This window comes from Sorangium sp. So ce1014 (assembly GCF_051521505.1).
GTDB lineage: Bacteria > Myxococcota_A > Polyangia > Polyangiales > Polyangiaceae > Sorangium.
The window spans coordinates 4,351,678-4,367,352 of record NZ_CP150356.1 but is presented as its reverse complement, the minus strand read 5'-3'; the positions used below and the strand labels follow the sequence as shown (position 1 = coordinate 4,367,352).

The 15,675-nt window shown below is 67.7% G+C and carries 12 protein-coding genes and 1 pseudogene; 10 read left to right on the top strand and 3 right to left on the bottom strand.

Annotated elements, in window-relative coordinates; translation table 11 throughout:
* Positions 1 to 240: 240 nt before the first annotated feature.
* A complete protein-coding gene (locus tag WME75_RS16565; RefSeq protein ID WP_437491890.1) occupies positions 241 to 1,704 on the bottom strand; it encodes an FAD-dependent monooxygenase in 1,464 nt (487 codons plus the stop codon).
* 341 nt (positions 1,705 to 2,045) lie between these two features.
* On the opposite strand from WME75_RS16565, the gene WME75_RS16560 reads away from it, so the two are divergent.
* The 4 genes and pseudogenes from WME75_RS16560 to WME75_RS16545 all read left to right on the top strand — a co-directional run bounded on the left by WME75_RS16560 (position 2,046) and on the right by WME75_RS16545 (position 5,618).
* Positions 2,046 to 2,774 carry a dienelactone hydrolase family protein gene (locus tag WME75_RS16560; RefSeq protein WP_437491887.1) on the top strand — a complete coding sequence of 243 codons (729 nt, stop codon included), beginning with the start codon at positions 2,046 to 2,048 and terminating at the stop codon, positions 2,772 to 2,774.
* Between the two features lie 133 nt (positions 2,775 to 2,907).
* Positions 2,908 to 3,030, top strand: a pseudogene (locus WME75_RS16555) (LysR family transcriptional regulator); the annotation flags it as partial.
* Positions 3,031 to 3,428: 398 nt separating this feature from the next.
* The gene (locus WME75_RS16550) at positions 3,429 to 4,586 is read left to right on the top strand and encodes a hypothetical protein (RefSeq protein WP_437491884.1); all 1,158 of its coding nucleotides are present in this window, start codon (positions 3,429 to 3,431) and stop codon (positions 4,584 to 4,586) included.
* Positions 4,587 to 4,796: 210 nt separating this feature from the next.
* Entirely contained in the window at positions 4,797 to 5,618 is an 822-nt protein-coding gene (locus tag WME75_RS16545) for a hypothetical protein (RefSeq protein ID WP_437491882.1), read from the top strand.
* A gap of 365 nt (positions 5,619 to 5,983) precedes the next feature.
* Here WME75_RS16545 and WME75_RS16540 read toward each other — a convergent pair whose 3' ends face one another.
* Together WME75_RS16540 and WME75_RS16535 are read right to left on the bottom strand one after the other, a co-directional pair.
* Entirely contained in the window at positions 5,984 to 6,622 is a 639-nt protein-coding gene (locus WME75_RS16540) for a hypothetical protein (protein ID WP_437491879.1), read from the bottom strand.
* A gap of 158 nt (positions 6,623 to 6,780) precedes the next feature.
* Positions 6,781 to 7,194 (bottom strand): winged helix-turn-helix transcriptional regulator, encoded by a 414-nt coding sequence (locus WME75_RS16535; protein ID WP_437491876.1) that lies wholly within the window; start codon positions 7,192 to 7,194, stop codon positions 6,781 to 6,783.
* 283 nt (positions 7,195 to 7,477) lie between these two features.
* Here WME75_RS16535 and gstA point away from each other — a divergent pair, with 283 nt between their 5' ends.
* From gstA to WME75_RS16505, 6 genes are all read left to right on the top strand, one after another.
* On the top strand, positions 7,478 to 8,098 hold the full coding sequence (gstA, locus tag WME75_RS16530) for a glutathione transferase GstA (RefSeq protein ID WP_437491873.1): 621 nt from the start codon (positions 7,478 to 7,480) through the stop codon (positions 8,096 to 8,098).
* Between the two features lie 351 nt (positions 8,099 to 8,449).
* Positions 8,450 to 9,961 (top strand): hypothetical protein, encoded by a 1,512-nt coding sequence (locus tag WME75_RS16525; RefSeq protein WP_437491871.1) that lies wholly within the window; start codon positions 8,450 to 8,452, stop codon positions 9,959 to 9,961.
* A gap of 478 nt (positions 9,962 to 10,439) precedes the next feature.
* Positions 10,440 to 12,338: a hypothetical protein gene (locus WME75_RS16520; protein ID WP_437491868.1), complete on the top strand. Its 1,899-nt coding sequence runs from the start codon at positions 10,440 to 10,442 to the stop codon at positions 12,336 to 12,338.
* Positions 12,339 to 12,489: 151 nt separating this feature from the next.
* Positions 12,490 to 13,821: a xylose isomerase gene (gene xylA, locus WME75_RS16515; protein WP_437491865.1), complete on the top strand. Its 1,332-nt coding sequence runs from the start codon at positions 12,490 to 12,492 to the stop codon at positions 13,819 to 13,821.
* 80 nt (positions 13,822 to 13,901) lie between these two features.
* A complete protein-coding gene (locus WME75_RS16510) occupies positions 13,902 to 14,582 on the top strand; it encodes an MOSC domain-containing protein (protein ID WP_437491862.1) in 681 nt (226 codons plus the stop codon).
* A gap of 253 nt (positions 14,583 to 14,835) precedes the next feature.
* Positions 14,836 to 15,672, top strand: coding sequence for an AraC family ligand binding domain-containing protein (locus tag WME75_RS16505; RefSeq protein ID WP_437491859.1), 837 nt, complete (start codon positions 14,836 to 14,838; stop codon positions 15,670 to 15,672).
* The last annotated feature ends 3 nt before the right edge of the window (positions 15,673 to 15,675 follow it).

Genomic DNA, 15,675 nt, shown 5'->3' with positions numbered 1-15,675 from the left:
GTGGCCATGTCGCCGGCGCTGCAGTGGGGCGTGTTGAGCTGAAGACGCGCGAAGCCATCGCATGCGAGATGTACCGGATGCCGGGGCGACCGGCCAGCAGGCGCTCGAGCGCGACGGCGCCAGCTCGAGCAGGCCTGTGCGTGGAAGCTGACGAGCGACATCAAGTACCGGTTCGTCACCGACATCGCGAGCCTGGGCGCATCGCCGGGCGACCGGGTGTGACGCGGGCGGCCGAGCGAGCTACGCCCCCATGGGCGGCCCGAACCACGTGGTCAGGGCCTCACGAAGGCCCTGGTCCGTGCCGTCTCCCACCCACGCGACGTAGCCATCGGGCCGGATCAACACGGCCCTGGGCGCCGCGACCGCGCCGAGCACCGGGAGCGCCCACACCCCGGCGTACCGCGCGTCGACCCGCTTCACCCGATCCGCCCAGGGACCGAGGTCGAGGGCCCCGGGCTCACCGAGGTCGAGCAGCACCGGCCGGGCCTCGTGCAGCAGCGTGAACACCCGCCGTGGCCCGCCCTCGGTCTCCACGTCCAGATCGGGCATGCGGCGCCCGAGCAGCGGGTGTCCCGCGCCGAGGTCGTAGCGGATGTCCAGACCCGAGATCAGCCCGGCGTACCGCTTGCGCGCCTCCTCCAGCGTCAACAGCTCGGCCAGGGTCTCGCGCAAGGCCTTCGTCCGCTCGTCGCCCCGAAGGACCGCCGTCGCCGCCATGGTGTGCTTGAGCACCCGCGCCCCGACCGGGTGCCGCTCGGCCTGGTAGGTATCGAGCAGGCTCTCCGGCGACGTCCCGTGGACCACCTGCGCCAGCTTCCACCCCAGGTTCACCGCGTCCTGCACCCCGAGGTTGAGCCCTTGCCCGTTCGCCGGGGAGTGCACGTGCGCCGCATCGCCGGCCAGCAGCACCCGCCGCTCCCGGTACGACGCCGCCTGCCGGGTCGCATCGCTGAACCGCGAGAGCCACGTGACGCCGTGCACCCCGAAGTCGGTCCCGTAGGAGGCGACGAGCGCCTCGCGCAGGTCGTCCAGGGTCGGCTCCTCGTCTTGCCGGATCTCCCTCTCGCTCAGCACCGCCCGCACCCGCTTGCCGTCCTCGAGCGGCCCGATGCCATAGACACCCTTGTCTCCCTGGCGCATGCCCAGCGCCGGCTCGACCATCTCGCCCTCGGCCACCAGGTAGCTGACCGACGGCTCCCACCCCGGGAAACCGATCCCGGTCTTCTTGCGGATCAGGCTGCGCCCACCGTCACATCCGACGAGGTACGCCGCCCGCAACGACCGCCCATCGGACAGCGCGACATCGACCCCGGCGTCCTCCTGGGCGAACCCCGTCACCTCACACCCGCGGTAGCTCGGCACCCCGAGCTCCTCGACCCACGCGGCGAGGATGCGCTCGAAGTGCCTCTGCCACAGCGCCAGCCCGTAGTTGTGGCGCGTCGGAAAGTCGCTGAGATCGAGGGGCGTCGTCGCGAACGACGCGACCTGAGCGGTCTTCCCTTCCGCGAGGAAGCGATCCGCGATCCCGCGCTGATCGAGCACCTCGATCGTGCGCGCGTGCAGCCCTCCTGCGCGCGACCCCGCGAGCTCCTGGCGCTCGCGCCGCTCGACGATGGCGACGTCCACCCGCGCCAGCGCGAGCTCCCCCGCCAACATCAGCCCCGTCGGACCCCCACCAGCGATGACCACTGCGTGCTTCGTCATGGTCAGGCACTGTGCCGCATGATCCGGGGCTTCCAGCAAGCCCCTATGTCTGATATACGCTTGCAGCGGGAACGGGAAAACGTCGCCTTCCCCCGCGCGCTCCGTGCGTGCTCCCCCCCGCGAACCACGGCGCGCAAATACGGCGCGGCCCCAGCGAGAAAGGCGCAGCGAAGATCCGCGTTGCGGATCCTCCCTGCGCCCTGGAGGCCAGGACGTCGAATGCTCGCATCCCTGCCGGTCGCGAAGGGCGACGCAGGGGGCGCAGCGGCCGGAGCTTGACGGGCGGCGGCCGCTCTGCGCAGCTGGAGCGCTGTTCACGAGCACTCCCGAAAGGCACGACCTTGCGATTCACTTCCGAACAGCGCCTCGACGACGGTGTCCTCGAGCGCAAATTCACCCTCGGCGAGATCCCCGGCATCCTGTGGACGCCCGGATCCGCATCCGCACCGGCTCCGCTGATCCTGCTCGGCCACCCCGGCGGACTGCACAGGATGTACCCCCGACTTGTGGCCCGGGCCCGGCACTCCGTAGCGGAGGGCTTCGCCGCGGCCACCATCGAGCTCCCCGGAGGCGGTGACCGGCCCCGTTTCGCCGCCGTCGAGGAGGCCCGCGCCGACCTGCTCCGGGCGCTGGCGGCCGGCGAGCCGGTCGACGAGATCGTCGACCGGCTCGTCCTCCCACTGGTCGAAAAGGCGGTCCCGGAATGGCGGGCCGCCCTGGACGCTCTCCTTTCGCTGCCCGAGATCGGCGGCCCGGTCGGGTTCGCGGGAGGGGTGATCGCCATCGGCCTCCGGCTGGCGGTGGTCGAGCCGCGCATCTCGGCCGCCCTTCTGTTCGCCGGGAGTTTCGTGCCCCGCATCATGTTCGCGGAGGCCCGGCAGGTCACCATTCCGCTGCTGGTCCTGCTGCAGTGGGACGACGAAGGAAACGACCGGCAGCTGGCCCTGGACCTGTTCGACGCCTTCGGCTCCAAGGAGAAGACGCTGCACGCCAACATGGGCGGGCACACCGGCGTCCCGCAGTTCGAGGGGGACGACGGGAGCCGGTTCTTCGCCCGGCACCTGAAGTGAGGCCGGGCCGTCAGGCCGGCAGCAGACGATAGGAGCTGTCGGCCCGGATGCCGCTCATCGAGGACAGGTCCCGGCCCTCCTCGATGAGCGGTGGCCAGCAGATGCACAACCGCCTCGACCGCGGCGGTACCGGCCCTCTTTCATGGAGCGCTCCCCGCGTGTCGCCCTGCAGGTCATCCCCACCCATCGGCGCGTCGATTGGATCGAGGAGCGAATCGACATCGCGCTTCGAGTGCGCACAAAGCTCGACACCGACGGCGTGGAGTGAGGCGACGCCCGCGTGGAGCGAGCTCATCAATAGCCGCCGTTCTCCGGAAAGGCGCGCAGGTGGGCGGGGCGCTACGAGCGACTGGAGAGGAGCGGCCTCGGCCCCATCTCCTCCAAGCAGCGTCGTTCGTGACAGAAGGCTCGGGCGCGGTGAGCTTACGTGAACCCCAGCCGTTGACTCGACGGCGCCGATCTATTTTGAAAATTTCTACGTTCGACTCTCGTCGAACGCTCTCTGTGCTATAGCCCCCGCGTTTGCACCTGATTCAGCACACTCGCCGAGGGTATCCCATGCAAATCTCTCTAGAACGCTTCGGGCTTGCAGCCTCAGCGTGCGCCGTGGCCGGTCTCCTCGCTCGCGGAGCCTCGGCGCAGCCGGCACCTTCCGTGGAGACCACGTACGTCGAAGCGCCCGCGACCGATCCGGGGCGCGTGGAGGGCTGGTCACCGGGGCTGCTCCTCGGCGGCACGTTCAACCTGGCCAACAACCGCAGCGTCGTCGGGCAGGCAGACGGGACAGGCGTATCCCTGGGCTTCATTCTGGAGGGCTCCCTCGACTTCAACAAGGCCGCCCATGAGCTCCGCATGACGCTCGGGGCTGGCGCTGGCGTGACGCGCACGCCGGCCCTGGATGCCTGGGTCAAGACGCGCGACGCGCTCGCCTTCGAGGCGATTTACCTCTACCACGTCGTGCCCTGGTTCGGGCCGTTCGGTCGCTTCGCTCTCGATACGCAGATGTTCCCTGGCAGCGACCCGCGCTCGGCGCCGACGACCTACGCGATCACGCGCGCGGACGGGACGACCGAGGCGATCACCGGGGCGCGCCTTCACCTGAGCGACCCGTTCCAGCCCGTGACGCTCAAGCAGTCGCTCGGCGTCTTCGTCCAGCCTGTCAACCGGGAGTCTGTCCTTGTCGAGGCGCGCGCCGGCGCTGGTGCGCAGGAGGTTCTTGCGTCGGGCGTGCTCGCCCTGGGGGACGACGACGGGACGCCCGAGGTCGAGGTGAGCGAGCTCTCGGGCTATAGCCAGCTCGGCGCCGAGGCTGTCATCGAGGCCTCGGGCGCGCTCCGTGAGAAGCAGATCACGTACAGGGCGGGCATCGCCGCCCTCTTGCCGATCGTGTATTCGGATCTGGACGCAGGCGATGAGCGCGGCGCGCTGGACCTCATGAACGTCGACATCGTCGGGGGGCTCTCCTTCAAGCTCGTGGAGTGGGCGTCCCTCGATTACCAGCTCCATGTCGTGCGCCAGCCGCAGCTCATCGACGCCTGGCAGGTGCAGAATAACATCCTGCTCACGCTCTCCTATGCCGTGGGCTCGAAGGTGCCAGGGTTGCCGCCCTGCGTGCCCTGCAGGCCGGTGCCAGCCAAGGCGGAGCCCGCGCCGGCCCCGGTGCCCGCGCCGGCCCCGGAGCCCGCGCCGACGCCTGCGCCCACGCCGGACGCGGCGCCCGCGCCTGCGCCTGCGCCCGCACCGGACGCGGCGCCCGCGCCTGCGCCTGCGCCCGCACCGGACGCGGCGCCTGCGCCTGCGCCGATTCAATGATTCATAAGCGCTAGCAGATAAACACCATCCGCCCTTCGAGGGCGGCGGCGCCTCGTGGAAGCACGCTCCCTCGGCGCTCTTCTCGAAGACGCCGCCCCGCGCGAGCCGTAAGCCGCGTGTCCGTTGTCACCGGGTCGGGTCGGCGTAGCATTGTCGTCGCGGCGCGCCGCCTCGGCCCGCTGCGCTCGAAAAGGGGAACATCCTATGCACATGCAACTAGTTCGCACTTGTTTTCGCGTGCTGTCGGTCGCTTCGGTCGTCGTCCTCCTGGGGTGCAACGTCGAGGACGAGAGCCCGGATCAGGGCAACGGCGACGTCGACGGGGGCGAGGACGAGGCGATCGGCACCGCCGAGCAGGCGTTTGCCGCGTTCGGGTACAGCAGCGCCACCGCGACGTCGGGCAACGCCTTCCAGAACCTCGGCACCTGGAGCGGGAACGCGGCCTACATCATGGGCGTGACCGGAAACCTCCGGGACGGTGGCAACGTCGCGATGTACAGCTACCTCGGCACGGCGCGCGTGTTCGCGCACGCCGACTCGGGTGTGTCGGTCCGTGCCTACGGTGGGCTCGCCAACCCCGGCACCATGATCACGCAGGTCGGTTACTCCAACAACAGCTATACCACGACCAGCCCCAGGGTGTACCTCGCGTCCACCAGCAACAACCGACGCTGCTTCCTGACGCAGGTCATCAACTACGAGGGCGGCGACAACTTCGCCGACGCGTCGGACTACATCGGCGTGGAGAAAGACGGCGGCTCTTGGTACCTCCACGGGCAGGGGAAGGTCGCCGGCTACGCGAGCTGTGTACAGGTGACGGACTACCTCGGCGAGGCTTACCACGGCATCCAGGCAGGGTCGGTGAACCTCGGCCCCGCGGTGAACGGCAAGACGTGCTGGCTCAAGGGGATTGGCGGCATTCTCCGCGGCGGCGTCTCCACCGGCGTGGTCGTCCAGTACGACGCCACCCAGTCCAGGTGGGAGATGAACGTCTCCACGAATACGCAGGGCTTCGTGGAGTGCAGCATCTAATCGGCCGAGGTCCGGCGCCGGCGATCCTCTCGAGGACCGTCGCGCGCTCGGCTTCGTCGGCCGCTCGCGCTCAGGCGGTCGCCTTCTTGCGCTTCCGCGCCGGGAGCGCACGGCCGCTACGAGGAGTCTGACTTTCAGATAGCGTTTGAACTTCTTACCCGCCAGAACGCCGAACAGGCTAAAATTCAGCTGAATTCAATAGATTGTGGCATCCGTCAGAGCCGCCGAGGAGCACGCTGGAAGGGCACGGCACCCAGTCAGACGAGAGACCACAAGGGCGCGAGAGGCGCAAGGGAACAGAGATAGAATTATATTCTTCTCCCCCCTTGCGCCCCTTGGTCCCGGTAGGGACGGCCCGTGCTGACCTACCTTCGGTCAACCCGGACCGCCCCCCGGACAGAACCCGGCGAGCGGATTTCCCGCACCGGGCTCCCACCTCGGGTCGACGGACTGGCTCGCGGTAGAGCCGGCCAGGGATGATGGATGCGGGGCTGCAGGAGAGGGAACCGCTGCTCGAACCCCGTTCGTTGCTGCCGGGACCAGTGCGCGCGCTGGCTTCTCCGCTGAAGCTGGCGGTGCCAGCTTGCGCGCACGCGTTCCCGAAACTGCTGCAACGCCCGGTAGTTTGTGGGCACCCCGTAGTACCGGAAGTGCCCTTCGAGCACGCTGGAGAGCCATGCGTGCTGGGCTCGCACGGGCTCATGCCGACGCTCGCGCATTTCTTCGCGCAGGCTCGCCAGCTTGGCGTTCCGTTTCTTCCGCGAGGTACGACGCTTCAGCTGGAACTCGCCTCGCCGGCTTACGCCGGCGATGTGCGTGAACCCCGTGCCGGGCGGGGGATTCGTCGCGCTCTGCACGGTGAATACAGCAACGAGGACGCAGCCAGGCGACGAATCCGGGTTCTGCTTCTCAGCCTCCTCGATGGCCTTCTTGTAGCTCTCCGTTTCATCCCTTCGGGAGACTGTCGTCTTCGCCCGGGAGACTGTCGCCTTCACCGTCTTCACCGCCGGCGAGCTCCTCACAAGTCGCATGCTGCGCCGCGCAGGCGTTCTACTCGCGAACGGACGCACCACGACGTTGGAGATCACAGGGCACGATATGAAGGGCGAGTATGCAGCGACGGTTCACGCCCCATACAGGCCAGCTGGCGCCGGCCCCGCGCTCAGGCGGCGTCGCTTCGCGCCGGGGCGGCCGCGCGCCTGCGCGAGCGTGCCCCGGGCCCCGGCAAGGTGTGAGGCTCTCGGACGTTGAGCTTCCTGCCGACCTCGACGATGGCACGGAGCGCGGGCACCAGCTCCTGGCCGAGCGGGGTAAGTTCGTACTCGACCGAGGGCGGCGAGGTGGGCATGACGCGGCGGCTGACCACGCCCTTGGCCTCGAGCTCGCGCAGGCGCGCGCTCAGCACCCGCGCCGAGATCTGCGGGATGTCGACGCGCAGCTCGCCGAACCGGCGCGGCTGCCCGCTGAGCGACCAGATGACGTTCGGCGCCCAGGCCCCGCGCAAGAGCGCCATGCACAGCGTCAGCGGGCAGAGGGGCGGCGGGGGGACGCGATTTTTTCGGACCGGCAGTGCCATGGGTAACCCCGAAGATACCCCTTTTTCATGTATCCAGCACCTGGCCAGTATCCAGGAGTAACTTCGCGCGCTAGCTTGCGGGCTCGATGGCGCCGGCCCCGAGCGATCGGGGCTGGCGCGCCGCGGCCCTCGCCGAAGCGACGGGCTTCGCCGGGGCGCGCGGGGGCCTTCGCCGACCCCCGCGCCCGCCCTCCCCTCGCCGCCCCGAACGCCCGGGGGCGCGTCGCCGAGGCGGGGTCGTTCGGGTATCTCACCAACACCACATGATTCGAGGGATGCTTCCATGAAATTGTATTTCGCTCCCGGTGCCTGCTCTCTGTCTCCGCACATCGTCGCCCGCGAAATCGGCATCGAGCTGACGCTCGACAAGGTCGACATCGCGTCCAAGAAGACGTCGTCGGGCCGCGACTTTTCGGCCATCAACCCGAAGGGGTACATCCCCGCGCTCGAGCTCGACGGCGGCGAGGTCTTGACCGAGGGGCCGGCCATCGTTCAGTACCTGGCCGACCAGAAGCCCGAAGCGAAGCTCGTGCCGCTGCCGGGCACGATGGCTCGCTACCGCGTGCAAGAGACGCTCGGGTACATCAACTCTGAGCTGCACAAGACCTACGGCCCGCTCTTCAGCCCGAAGACCTCGCCCGAGCAGCGGCAAGAGCGCGAAGAGTACCTGCGCAAGCGCTACGGCGTGATCGAGGCGGCGCTCGCGAAGGGGCCCTACCTGTTCGGCGAGCAGTTCACCGTGGCCGACGCCTACCTCTTCACGGTCACCAACTGGTCGAATTTCGTCAAGCTCGACCTGTCGGCCTTCCCCAATTTGCTCGCGTACCAGCGGCGGGTGGCCGCGCGCCCCGCGGTGCAGGGGGCGATGCGGGCCGAGGGGCTTCCGGTCGACGGCGACAAGTAAAGGGGGCGTCGCGCGGGCCGCCCCCGGCGGTGGGGCGCGCGCCGCGAGCGCTCACGGCGGGGGCGCCTTTCTGGCCCTCTTCGGCTCAACGCAGGCGGGGGCGTCGGCGCCCTCGCCGGGCAGGGCGGCGCCCCGCAAGAGCAGCGCCCACTCTTCGGACCAGCGCGCGAGCGACCGGAGGGCCTCGCACCCTCGCTCAAGTAGCAGCGGAGCACGGCATCGTGCCGAAGAGCTCGAGAAATCGTCCGCAGAGTTTAAAGGAACACGGGATGGCGCGGAATAGGGCCATAGACGAGCCAGCGCATGACGTGCCGGTTCGACGGGAGACGCCTCTTTCCTCGAGATCCCAACATGAAAAAAGCCATTCTCTTCGCCTTTGCCCCGCTGCTCGCGGCGTGTGACGCGGGACCGACGACAAGCGCTGGGCCCGATCTCCGAGATCGCGAGGAGGCAACGCTGCCATCGGCCGCCCTCGTCGATCCGATCGTCGCGCGCGGAGCGTTTGCCACGGAGGCCGATCGCGAGCGCTTCGAGGCCGACGTGCTGCCCTCGGCGCGAGCGTTCCTCGCGTACTGGGCGGAGGCAGGGCTGAGCGTACCGCATGCGCCAGCGCGGCTCTTCATCTCTCCGCCGCGCGGGACGAGCGCGACGGAGGCCCTGCCGCAGCTCTACGGCGAGAGCATCTTCGACGATCTGCGCGCGCTCGAGGCGGAGGTCGCGAGCGCGCCCTCGAACCGGGCAGCGATCGAGCGGATCGATGCGTTCACATGCGAGCGGCCCCCCTTGCATCGCAACTTCCTCGAAGAGGTCGAGGAGCACGCGGACAACCCCGACATCGGCCCGGCAGACATTGCGCAGGCGCTGCGCGGGGAGCACGAGGAGCTCCTGGGACCTGATGGAACCTTCTCGTTTGGCACCGACAACGGCGAGTTCGAGCTGCCGCTGCGCAGGAACTGCTCCTACACCCTGCTCGGACACTCCACGCAGCCCACGCGCGCACACCCTTACCTGGAGAGGGACGTCGTGAATCACGAGCTGGGCCATGCGCTGCACTACGGCCTCTGGCTCGCCTCCGGTCCGCTCGGCGAGCGCCTCAGCACCGCCGCGAACGAGGCCATCGCCGACATTCTCGCGCACGTGTTCGACGGGGATCCCTGCCATGGCAAGGTGCTGGGCGAAGGGGGCACGCCCGTCGACTGCCGCCGGAGGATGGACGTCTACGAGGAGTCCGTCTCGGATGCATTCTGGCGCTTCGGTCGCGCCGATCACGAGACAGGCCAGTCGCTCCGGCAGCTGATCTGGACCCTGCGGGAAGAGGTGCCGGCGGACGTGCTCCGAGTTGCCATCGTCGATGGGATCGCCGCGGTGCAGGTCGCGCTGAATCAGATCGACGCGGAGCCGCTCGCCAACGTTCCGGTGTTCGACGACGAGATCCTGGCCGCGCGCTACCGCTTCGTGCGCGAGGTTGACGCGACGAGCGCGTTCTTCCACGCAGTGTGCGCGCGCCTGGGGGATGCGCCGCCGGCCTGCGGCGAGCACGCCCAGCGCATCGGCGATCCGCGCGTCGCGATGCGCGAAGCGTGGCTGGCGAACGCGCCGACCTCGATCGGTCGGAGCGGCGTCACCCTGGCGGATGGCCGTCGCGTGGCGTTCGAGCTGGAGGGCGCGCTCATCCGGCAGATGACGGTCACGCTGGCGGACGGCGAGCAGCGGAGCTACCCGGGCGATCCCGATCTCGGGCTCCCCGAAGTGGAGCGTGAGCCGACGAGCGGCCGCATCACGCTGTGGTTCCCGGAGCCGGGCTCCACGGCGCCCGGCGCGCAGGTGGGGTGGACCTCCGACGGGGAGCTGATCGCGCGCTGAAGCACGACGGGGCCGCACGTGGAGGCGTCACAGTTCGCTCGTGCAGCGGAAGCGGTGATGGATAGTCCGCGGGAGCGTGCCGCGCGCCCGCGGGGCAATGCGGCCCCAGCAGCAGAACGCGTCCAAAGGTTTCAGTGTGATAGCAAATGTCGCGCTTCGATGGATCGAAAGTTCCGTGACGACACCCCTCCAGGTGTCCAGGCGAGCGAGTCGATGACGCCACGGAAAATCATCTGAAGGCTCGCGCCCCCTGGCGGCATCCATCCCGGTGTGCGGCCCACATCCGGGCGGCGCGCGATGGCTCGAGCCCCTCTGCGGCAGCCCTGGGGAGGATCCGGAGGGGCATGAGAGGCCGGTCATCGACGATGTAGTTGCACATGAGTGAAAGCATTGTCGTCTATCATGGTTTGAATATTTCACCCGCAGCATCTATGCGTTCCCAACGCGGTACCACCCCTTCTTAATGGTTGAATGTCCCATGAACCAAGTGCGCTTGATTACCCTTGCGGCCCTGCTCCTGCCTGGACTCGCGTTGAGCGGAGCATGCTCCAGTGAGCCACCCAACAACCCGAAGGAATCCATCCTGGATCCCGATGGCGATGAGACGCCCGCCGGCAATGGCGATGAGACGCCCGCCGGCAATGGCGATGACACGCCCGCCGGGAATGGCGATGAGGCGCCCGCCGACACGTCGCCGGACTCGCAGATGTTCACCTGTCACGCTTCAAAGTCGCCCATGTTCACGAGCCGCGACGTGTTGAACATGCGGATCTCTGCCGATTTTACGAAGCTGAACAGTGCACCCACGAAAGAGGAATCGGGCTCACAGGCCGTGATCGAGCTGAGCGACCAGAGCGGCGCGGCGCCGATCACCGCGAACATCATCGCCCGGGGAGTTTCGCGCTTCCATTGCGGCTCTCGCCCGTTCTCGCTCAAATTCGAGGAAAAGCAGAAAGATAACATCTTCGCGCACCTCGGCAAGTCGGTGAAGTTCGTCACGCATTGCGGAGACAGGGAAGGCCTGTCTCCCACGCTCAAGGCGGATTCTATCGAGACCTACGAACAGCGCCTGCGGATGGAGGACACTGTTTATCAAGTGCTCGATCAGCTGCAGGTGCCCTCGCTCAAGACGCGGCTCGTACGGCTCACCTACCACGACGCGCCGACCGGCAAGGAGGAGACGCACCTCGCGTTCGTGCGCGAGCCCGAGGACGAGATGGTCGAGCGCTGCGGCATGGTGGAGTTGGAAGAACTGTCCGGGGTCGATACCTCGCAGCTCAAGGTGGACCCGGTCGGTCTATTGCTGTTGAACCTGCTGCACGATTTCGTGATTCAGTACGACGGGATCGATGGGAAGAACCTGGTCACCATGGTCGACGTCGATCGCAAGGCGATATTTTACGCTCCCTACGATTTCGACCTGGTCGGCGTGTCCCGGCCAGATTACGTGGCCAACGAGGGGCGCACGCTCGAACAGAACCGAGACGCGTTCGCGGACTGGCTGCGGCGCAACCAGAGCCCCACCCTGTTCGACCAGATCGATAGGATTCTGGCGCGAGCCGAGCCGATGCAACGCGCCGTCGATCAGGCGAACATGAACGAGGAGAACCATGAGGTCTTCTCCCGCTGGCTCTCGCTCTACCTGGGTCTCCTCCAGGATTTTCGCGCGTGCGAGGGTCACACGGACGACCCGTCGCGACCCCTGTGCCACGTGGAAGACGACCACGGTGATCGCCCCGATTCGGCCAGCGTGGTCGATCCCGGCGAATGGAGCGCGCGCATCGAGCCGCCCGGCGACGTGGACATGTTCGCCGTCGATCTGCAGGCGAACACGATCTACTCCTTCGGTGGCCGCGTGCCGCTCGAGCTCCTCGATGCCCAGCAGGATCTCGTGGCATCGGCCTCGGACCGGACCGTCTCGTTCAAGCCGAGCCAGACGGGCACATACTACCTCCGAGCTTCGCTGGGGGAACAGCTGGTCTCGTCGCCGCTGCTCCCGAGGCCCGATGAACTCGATCGCTACATCTCCCTCTACACGGACGATCACGGGGCGTCCCTGGAGACGGCGACCACGCTGGAGGCCGGCGAGGCCGTCGAGGGCAAGTGGGAGCTGGCCAGGGGAGAAGACGAGGACTGGTTCTTGCTGAGCGCCGGCGCATCGACCAGCGTCCACATCGAGCTGCGGGATACGGACACTGGCCTCATCGAAGTGAGCCGGCGCGGGGCGCCGGCCGAAGAGCTCCCCCTCGAGGAATATCTCCTGGAAGGTGACAATGACGTGTCGTCGCTCTTCGAGCAACCTGGCGAGTACGTCGTCCGGGTCATCCAGCTGCTCGGCCTCCGAGCCAACGGCTCCTATACCGTGACGCTGCAATAGCCCGGAGCTCCTGGCGCAGGCACGCCGGAGCCCATGCCGGCGCAGGTCGCGGTAGGTGTGCGGCCTGCACCCTGACGCACACTTCGTAAATACTCTTGCCTAAGTCCCCCCTTCGATGTAAAACACACGGAGACCACGAGCTGGAGATTTTATGACCGTTGTGACCGGAGGCAGAGAGTACTTCCCTGGTGTTGGCAAGATCCCTTACGAGGGACCTGAGTCCGACAACCCGCTCGCCTTCAAGTGGTACGACGCCAACCGCGTCGTGGCTGGCAAGGCCATGAAGGACCACTTCAAGTTCGCCGTGTGTTACTGGCACACGTTCTGCGGTCGTGGGCACGATCCGTTCGGTCCGGGGACGATCAACTTCCCCTGGGACGAGGGCAAGGACGCGTTGACCCGTGCTCGTATGAAGATGGACGCGAGCTTCGAGTTCATCACCAAGCTGGGCGCGACGCACTACTGTTTTCATGACATCGACCTGGTCGAAGAGGGCGATAGCCGCGCCGAGACATCACGTCGCCTCCAGAGCATCGTCGAGTATGCCAAGCAGAAGCAATCCCAGTCGGGCGTCAAGCTGCTGTGGGGTACGGCGAACCTGTTCTCCAACCCGCGTTACATGAACGGCGCCTCCACGAACCCGGATTTCTCGGTGGTGGCGTACGCCGGTGCTCAGCTCAAGGACGCCCTCGACGCCACCATCGCGTTGAACGGCGAGAACTATGTGTTCTGGGGTGGCCGCGAAGGCTACATGAGCTTGCTGAACACGGACATGAAGCGCGAGAAGGATCACTTCGCTCGCTTCTTGACCATGGCGCGCGACTACGCGCGCGCGCGCGGCTTCAAGGGTGTCTTCTTCATCGAGCCCAAGCCGATGGAGCCCTCCAAGCACCAGTACGACTTCGACGCCGAGACCGTGATCGGCTTCCTGCGTCAGCACGGCCTGGACAAGGACTTCAAGCTCAACCTGGAGACGAACCACGCGACGCTCGCCGGCCACACCATGGACCACGAGATGCAGGCGGCTGCGGACGCCGGTATGCTCGGCAGCATCGACGCCAACCGCGGCGACAATCAGAACGCGTGGGACACCGATCAGTTCCCCTACAGCATCAACGAGACGGTGGAGATGATGCTCATCCTGCTCCGCAGCGGCGGGCTCCAGGGTGGCGGCGTCAACTTCGACGCCAAGCGTCGCCGTAACTCGACGGATCTGATCGACACCTTCCACGGACACATCGGCGGCATGGATGTGTTCGCGCGCTCGCTCCTCATCGCCGATGACCTGATCCGCAAGTCGCCGCTCGAGTCGATGCGCGCGGCGCGTTACGCGTCGTTCGACGGCGGCAAGGGTGCGGAGTTCGAGCAGGGCAAGCTGACGCTGGAGCAGCTGGCCGAGATCGGCGACGCGCGTGGTGAGGTCAAGCTCGCGAGCGGTCAGCAGGAGCTGTACGAGAACATCGTCAATCGGTGGATTCGATGAGCTGAGCGATCGAGGGGAAGACAGGCGGCCGACGCTGCTGCGCGCCACGCGCGTTGCGCCGGCTGCCCGAGGAGCCATGCATGATTGAGCCTGTCGAGCCCAGCAAGGAAGAACTCATCGCGGCGCGCCCGGGCAGCGTCGATACCGAGCGCCTGCAGTTCGTCGGGCTGCGCGGCGATCCGAGCCGCCACCTCGGCCGCGCGGCGCTCGAAGCCGGCATCGCGTCGTTGAGCGCGCCGCTCGACGACGGCAGGGTGGCGCTGATGGTCGCGCGCGGCCCTGCGGGCGAGCGGCAGCTGCACACCGACGCCGTGCTCACGGTGGAGGGCGGCATGCCGGGAGATCGCTGGGCGACGCAGACCGAGTACGGCCCCGACTATCAGCTGGCGACGACGCGCGCGGACGTCGCGCGCCTCATCGCCAACGGGCAACCCCTCGATCTTCACGGCGACAACCTCTACCTCGATCTCGACCTGTCCTCGGACAACCTCCCGCCCGGCACGCTGCTGCGCGCCGGCGACTGCCTGCTGCGAGTCACTCCCGTCGCCCACAACGGCTGCAAGAAGTGGGTCCAACGCTTCGGCCTCTGTTCGATGCAGCTCAACCTGGACCCCGCATACCGTGCGCTGCACCTGCGCGGAATCTACCTGCGCGTCGTCGAAGAGGGCCGCGTCCGCGTGGGAGACTGCGTGCAGGTCGTCTCTCGCGGCCCGGTCGCGAGCCGAGCGCCGTCGAACGGCAGCGCGGGCGCGGACGCCTGAGGCGCCCAGCCCAAGGCGCCGGGAGGTCAGCGGGCACGAGCCTGCTCCGATGAGGACTGCGCCTGGAAGCCGGACTTCGAGCGCCCCGTCGCCTGAGCTCGCCACGCCCACCGCTCGGCGGACATGCTCCCATCGAACACCTCGAGGCACATCCAGGAATGTGCGTTCGAAGGTCCCCGGCTGCCCAAAAGGGCCGCTGCGGACCTCCAGCGCAGTGCTTCCCTGACCAGGCTGCACTATCCTTGGGCTTACCTTGAACCTCCTGTGGCAGTCGTTCCCCATGCCCGAAGGTCGACGCGCCCAGGCCTGGCGATATCATCCCGCCTACAGGCGGCCCGCCCATTTTCACGACGAGCCGGAGTTCAATCTCGTCGTCCGGGGAACGGCCATCTTCCGCGTGGGGCATCGTCGCGTTCTGATGGGCCGCGGAGCGCTGCTCTGGTATCCGCCCGGGCTGGATCATTATCTCGAAGACGCCAGCCCAGACGTCGAGCTGTATGTGGTAGGGTTCCGGCCCGAGCTGCTCGATGCGTTCGCGCGCGAGCACGGCCGGGCGCCGAGCTTCTCTCGGCCTCAGCAGCGCCTTGACGGGGCGGCCTTACTGGCTTGTGCAGACGCCATGGCGCAGGTGCCCAACAGCCGCGACAACCCGGCTGTCGAAGGACGGCTGCTCGATCTGTTTGCAGTGCTGGCCCCGATGACACCTCCTCCGCAGGTGAGCCTTGGCCACCGGGCTGCGGCCCTGCTGGTCGAGGCGCCAAGCCTCCGCCGCGACGAGCTGACCCGACGCCTGGCCAGCAACCGCGGCGATGTGAGCCGCAAATTTCGCCGGGACCAGGGCCTGTCTTTGACGGAGTACAAGAACCGGCTGCAGACGCTGAAGCTCCTCGAGCTGCTCGATCAGGGCTGCGGCCGCTTGACTCATGCGGCGCTCGAAGCCGGGTTCGGCAGCTACTCGCGCTGTCACCAGGTGATCAGAGGGTTGCTGGGCATGGCGCCCAGCGCGCTCCTCGACCCTGGCACCCGGAAGCTACTCGCCGACAGGCTGGAGCCGTTGAGCGCACAGCACGAACGCCGAGATCCCGGGTAGCTC

Coding starts and splice junctions, on each gene's coding strand:
- xylA (WP_437491865.1), top strand. CDS start 12,490: ATGACCGTTGTGACCGGAGGCAGAGAGTACTTCCCTGGTGTTGGCAAG.
- WME75_RS16525 (WP_437491871.1), top strand. CDS start 8,450: ATGAAAAAAGCCATTCTCTTCGCCTTTGCCCCGCTGCTCGCGGCGTGT.
- WME75_RS16520 (WP_437491868.1), top strand. CDS start 10,440: ATGAACCAAGTGCGCTTGATTACCCTTGCGGCCCTGCTCCTGCCTGGA.
- WME75_RS16545 (WP_437491882.1), top strand. CDS start 4,797: ATGCAACTAGTTCGCACTTGTTTTCGCGTGCTGTCGGTCGCTTCGGTC.
- WME75_RS16535 (WP_437491876.1), bottom strand. CDS start 7,194: ATGGCACTGCCGGTCCGAAAAAATCGCGTCCCCCCGCCGCCCCTCTGC.
- gstA (WP_437491873.1), top strand. CDS start 7,478: ATGAAATTGTATTTCGCTCCCGGTGCCTGCTCTCTGTCTCCGCACATC.
- WME75_RS16510 (WP_437491862.1), top strand. CDS start 13,902: ATGATTGAGCCTGTCGAGCCCAGCAAGGAAGAACTCATCGCGGCGCGC.
- WME75_RS16565 (WP_437491890.1), bottom strand. CDS start 1,704: ATGACGAAGCACGCAGTGGTCATCGCTGGTGGGGGTCCGACGGGGCTG.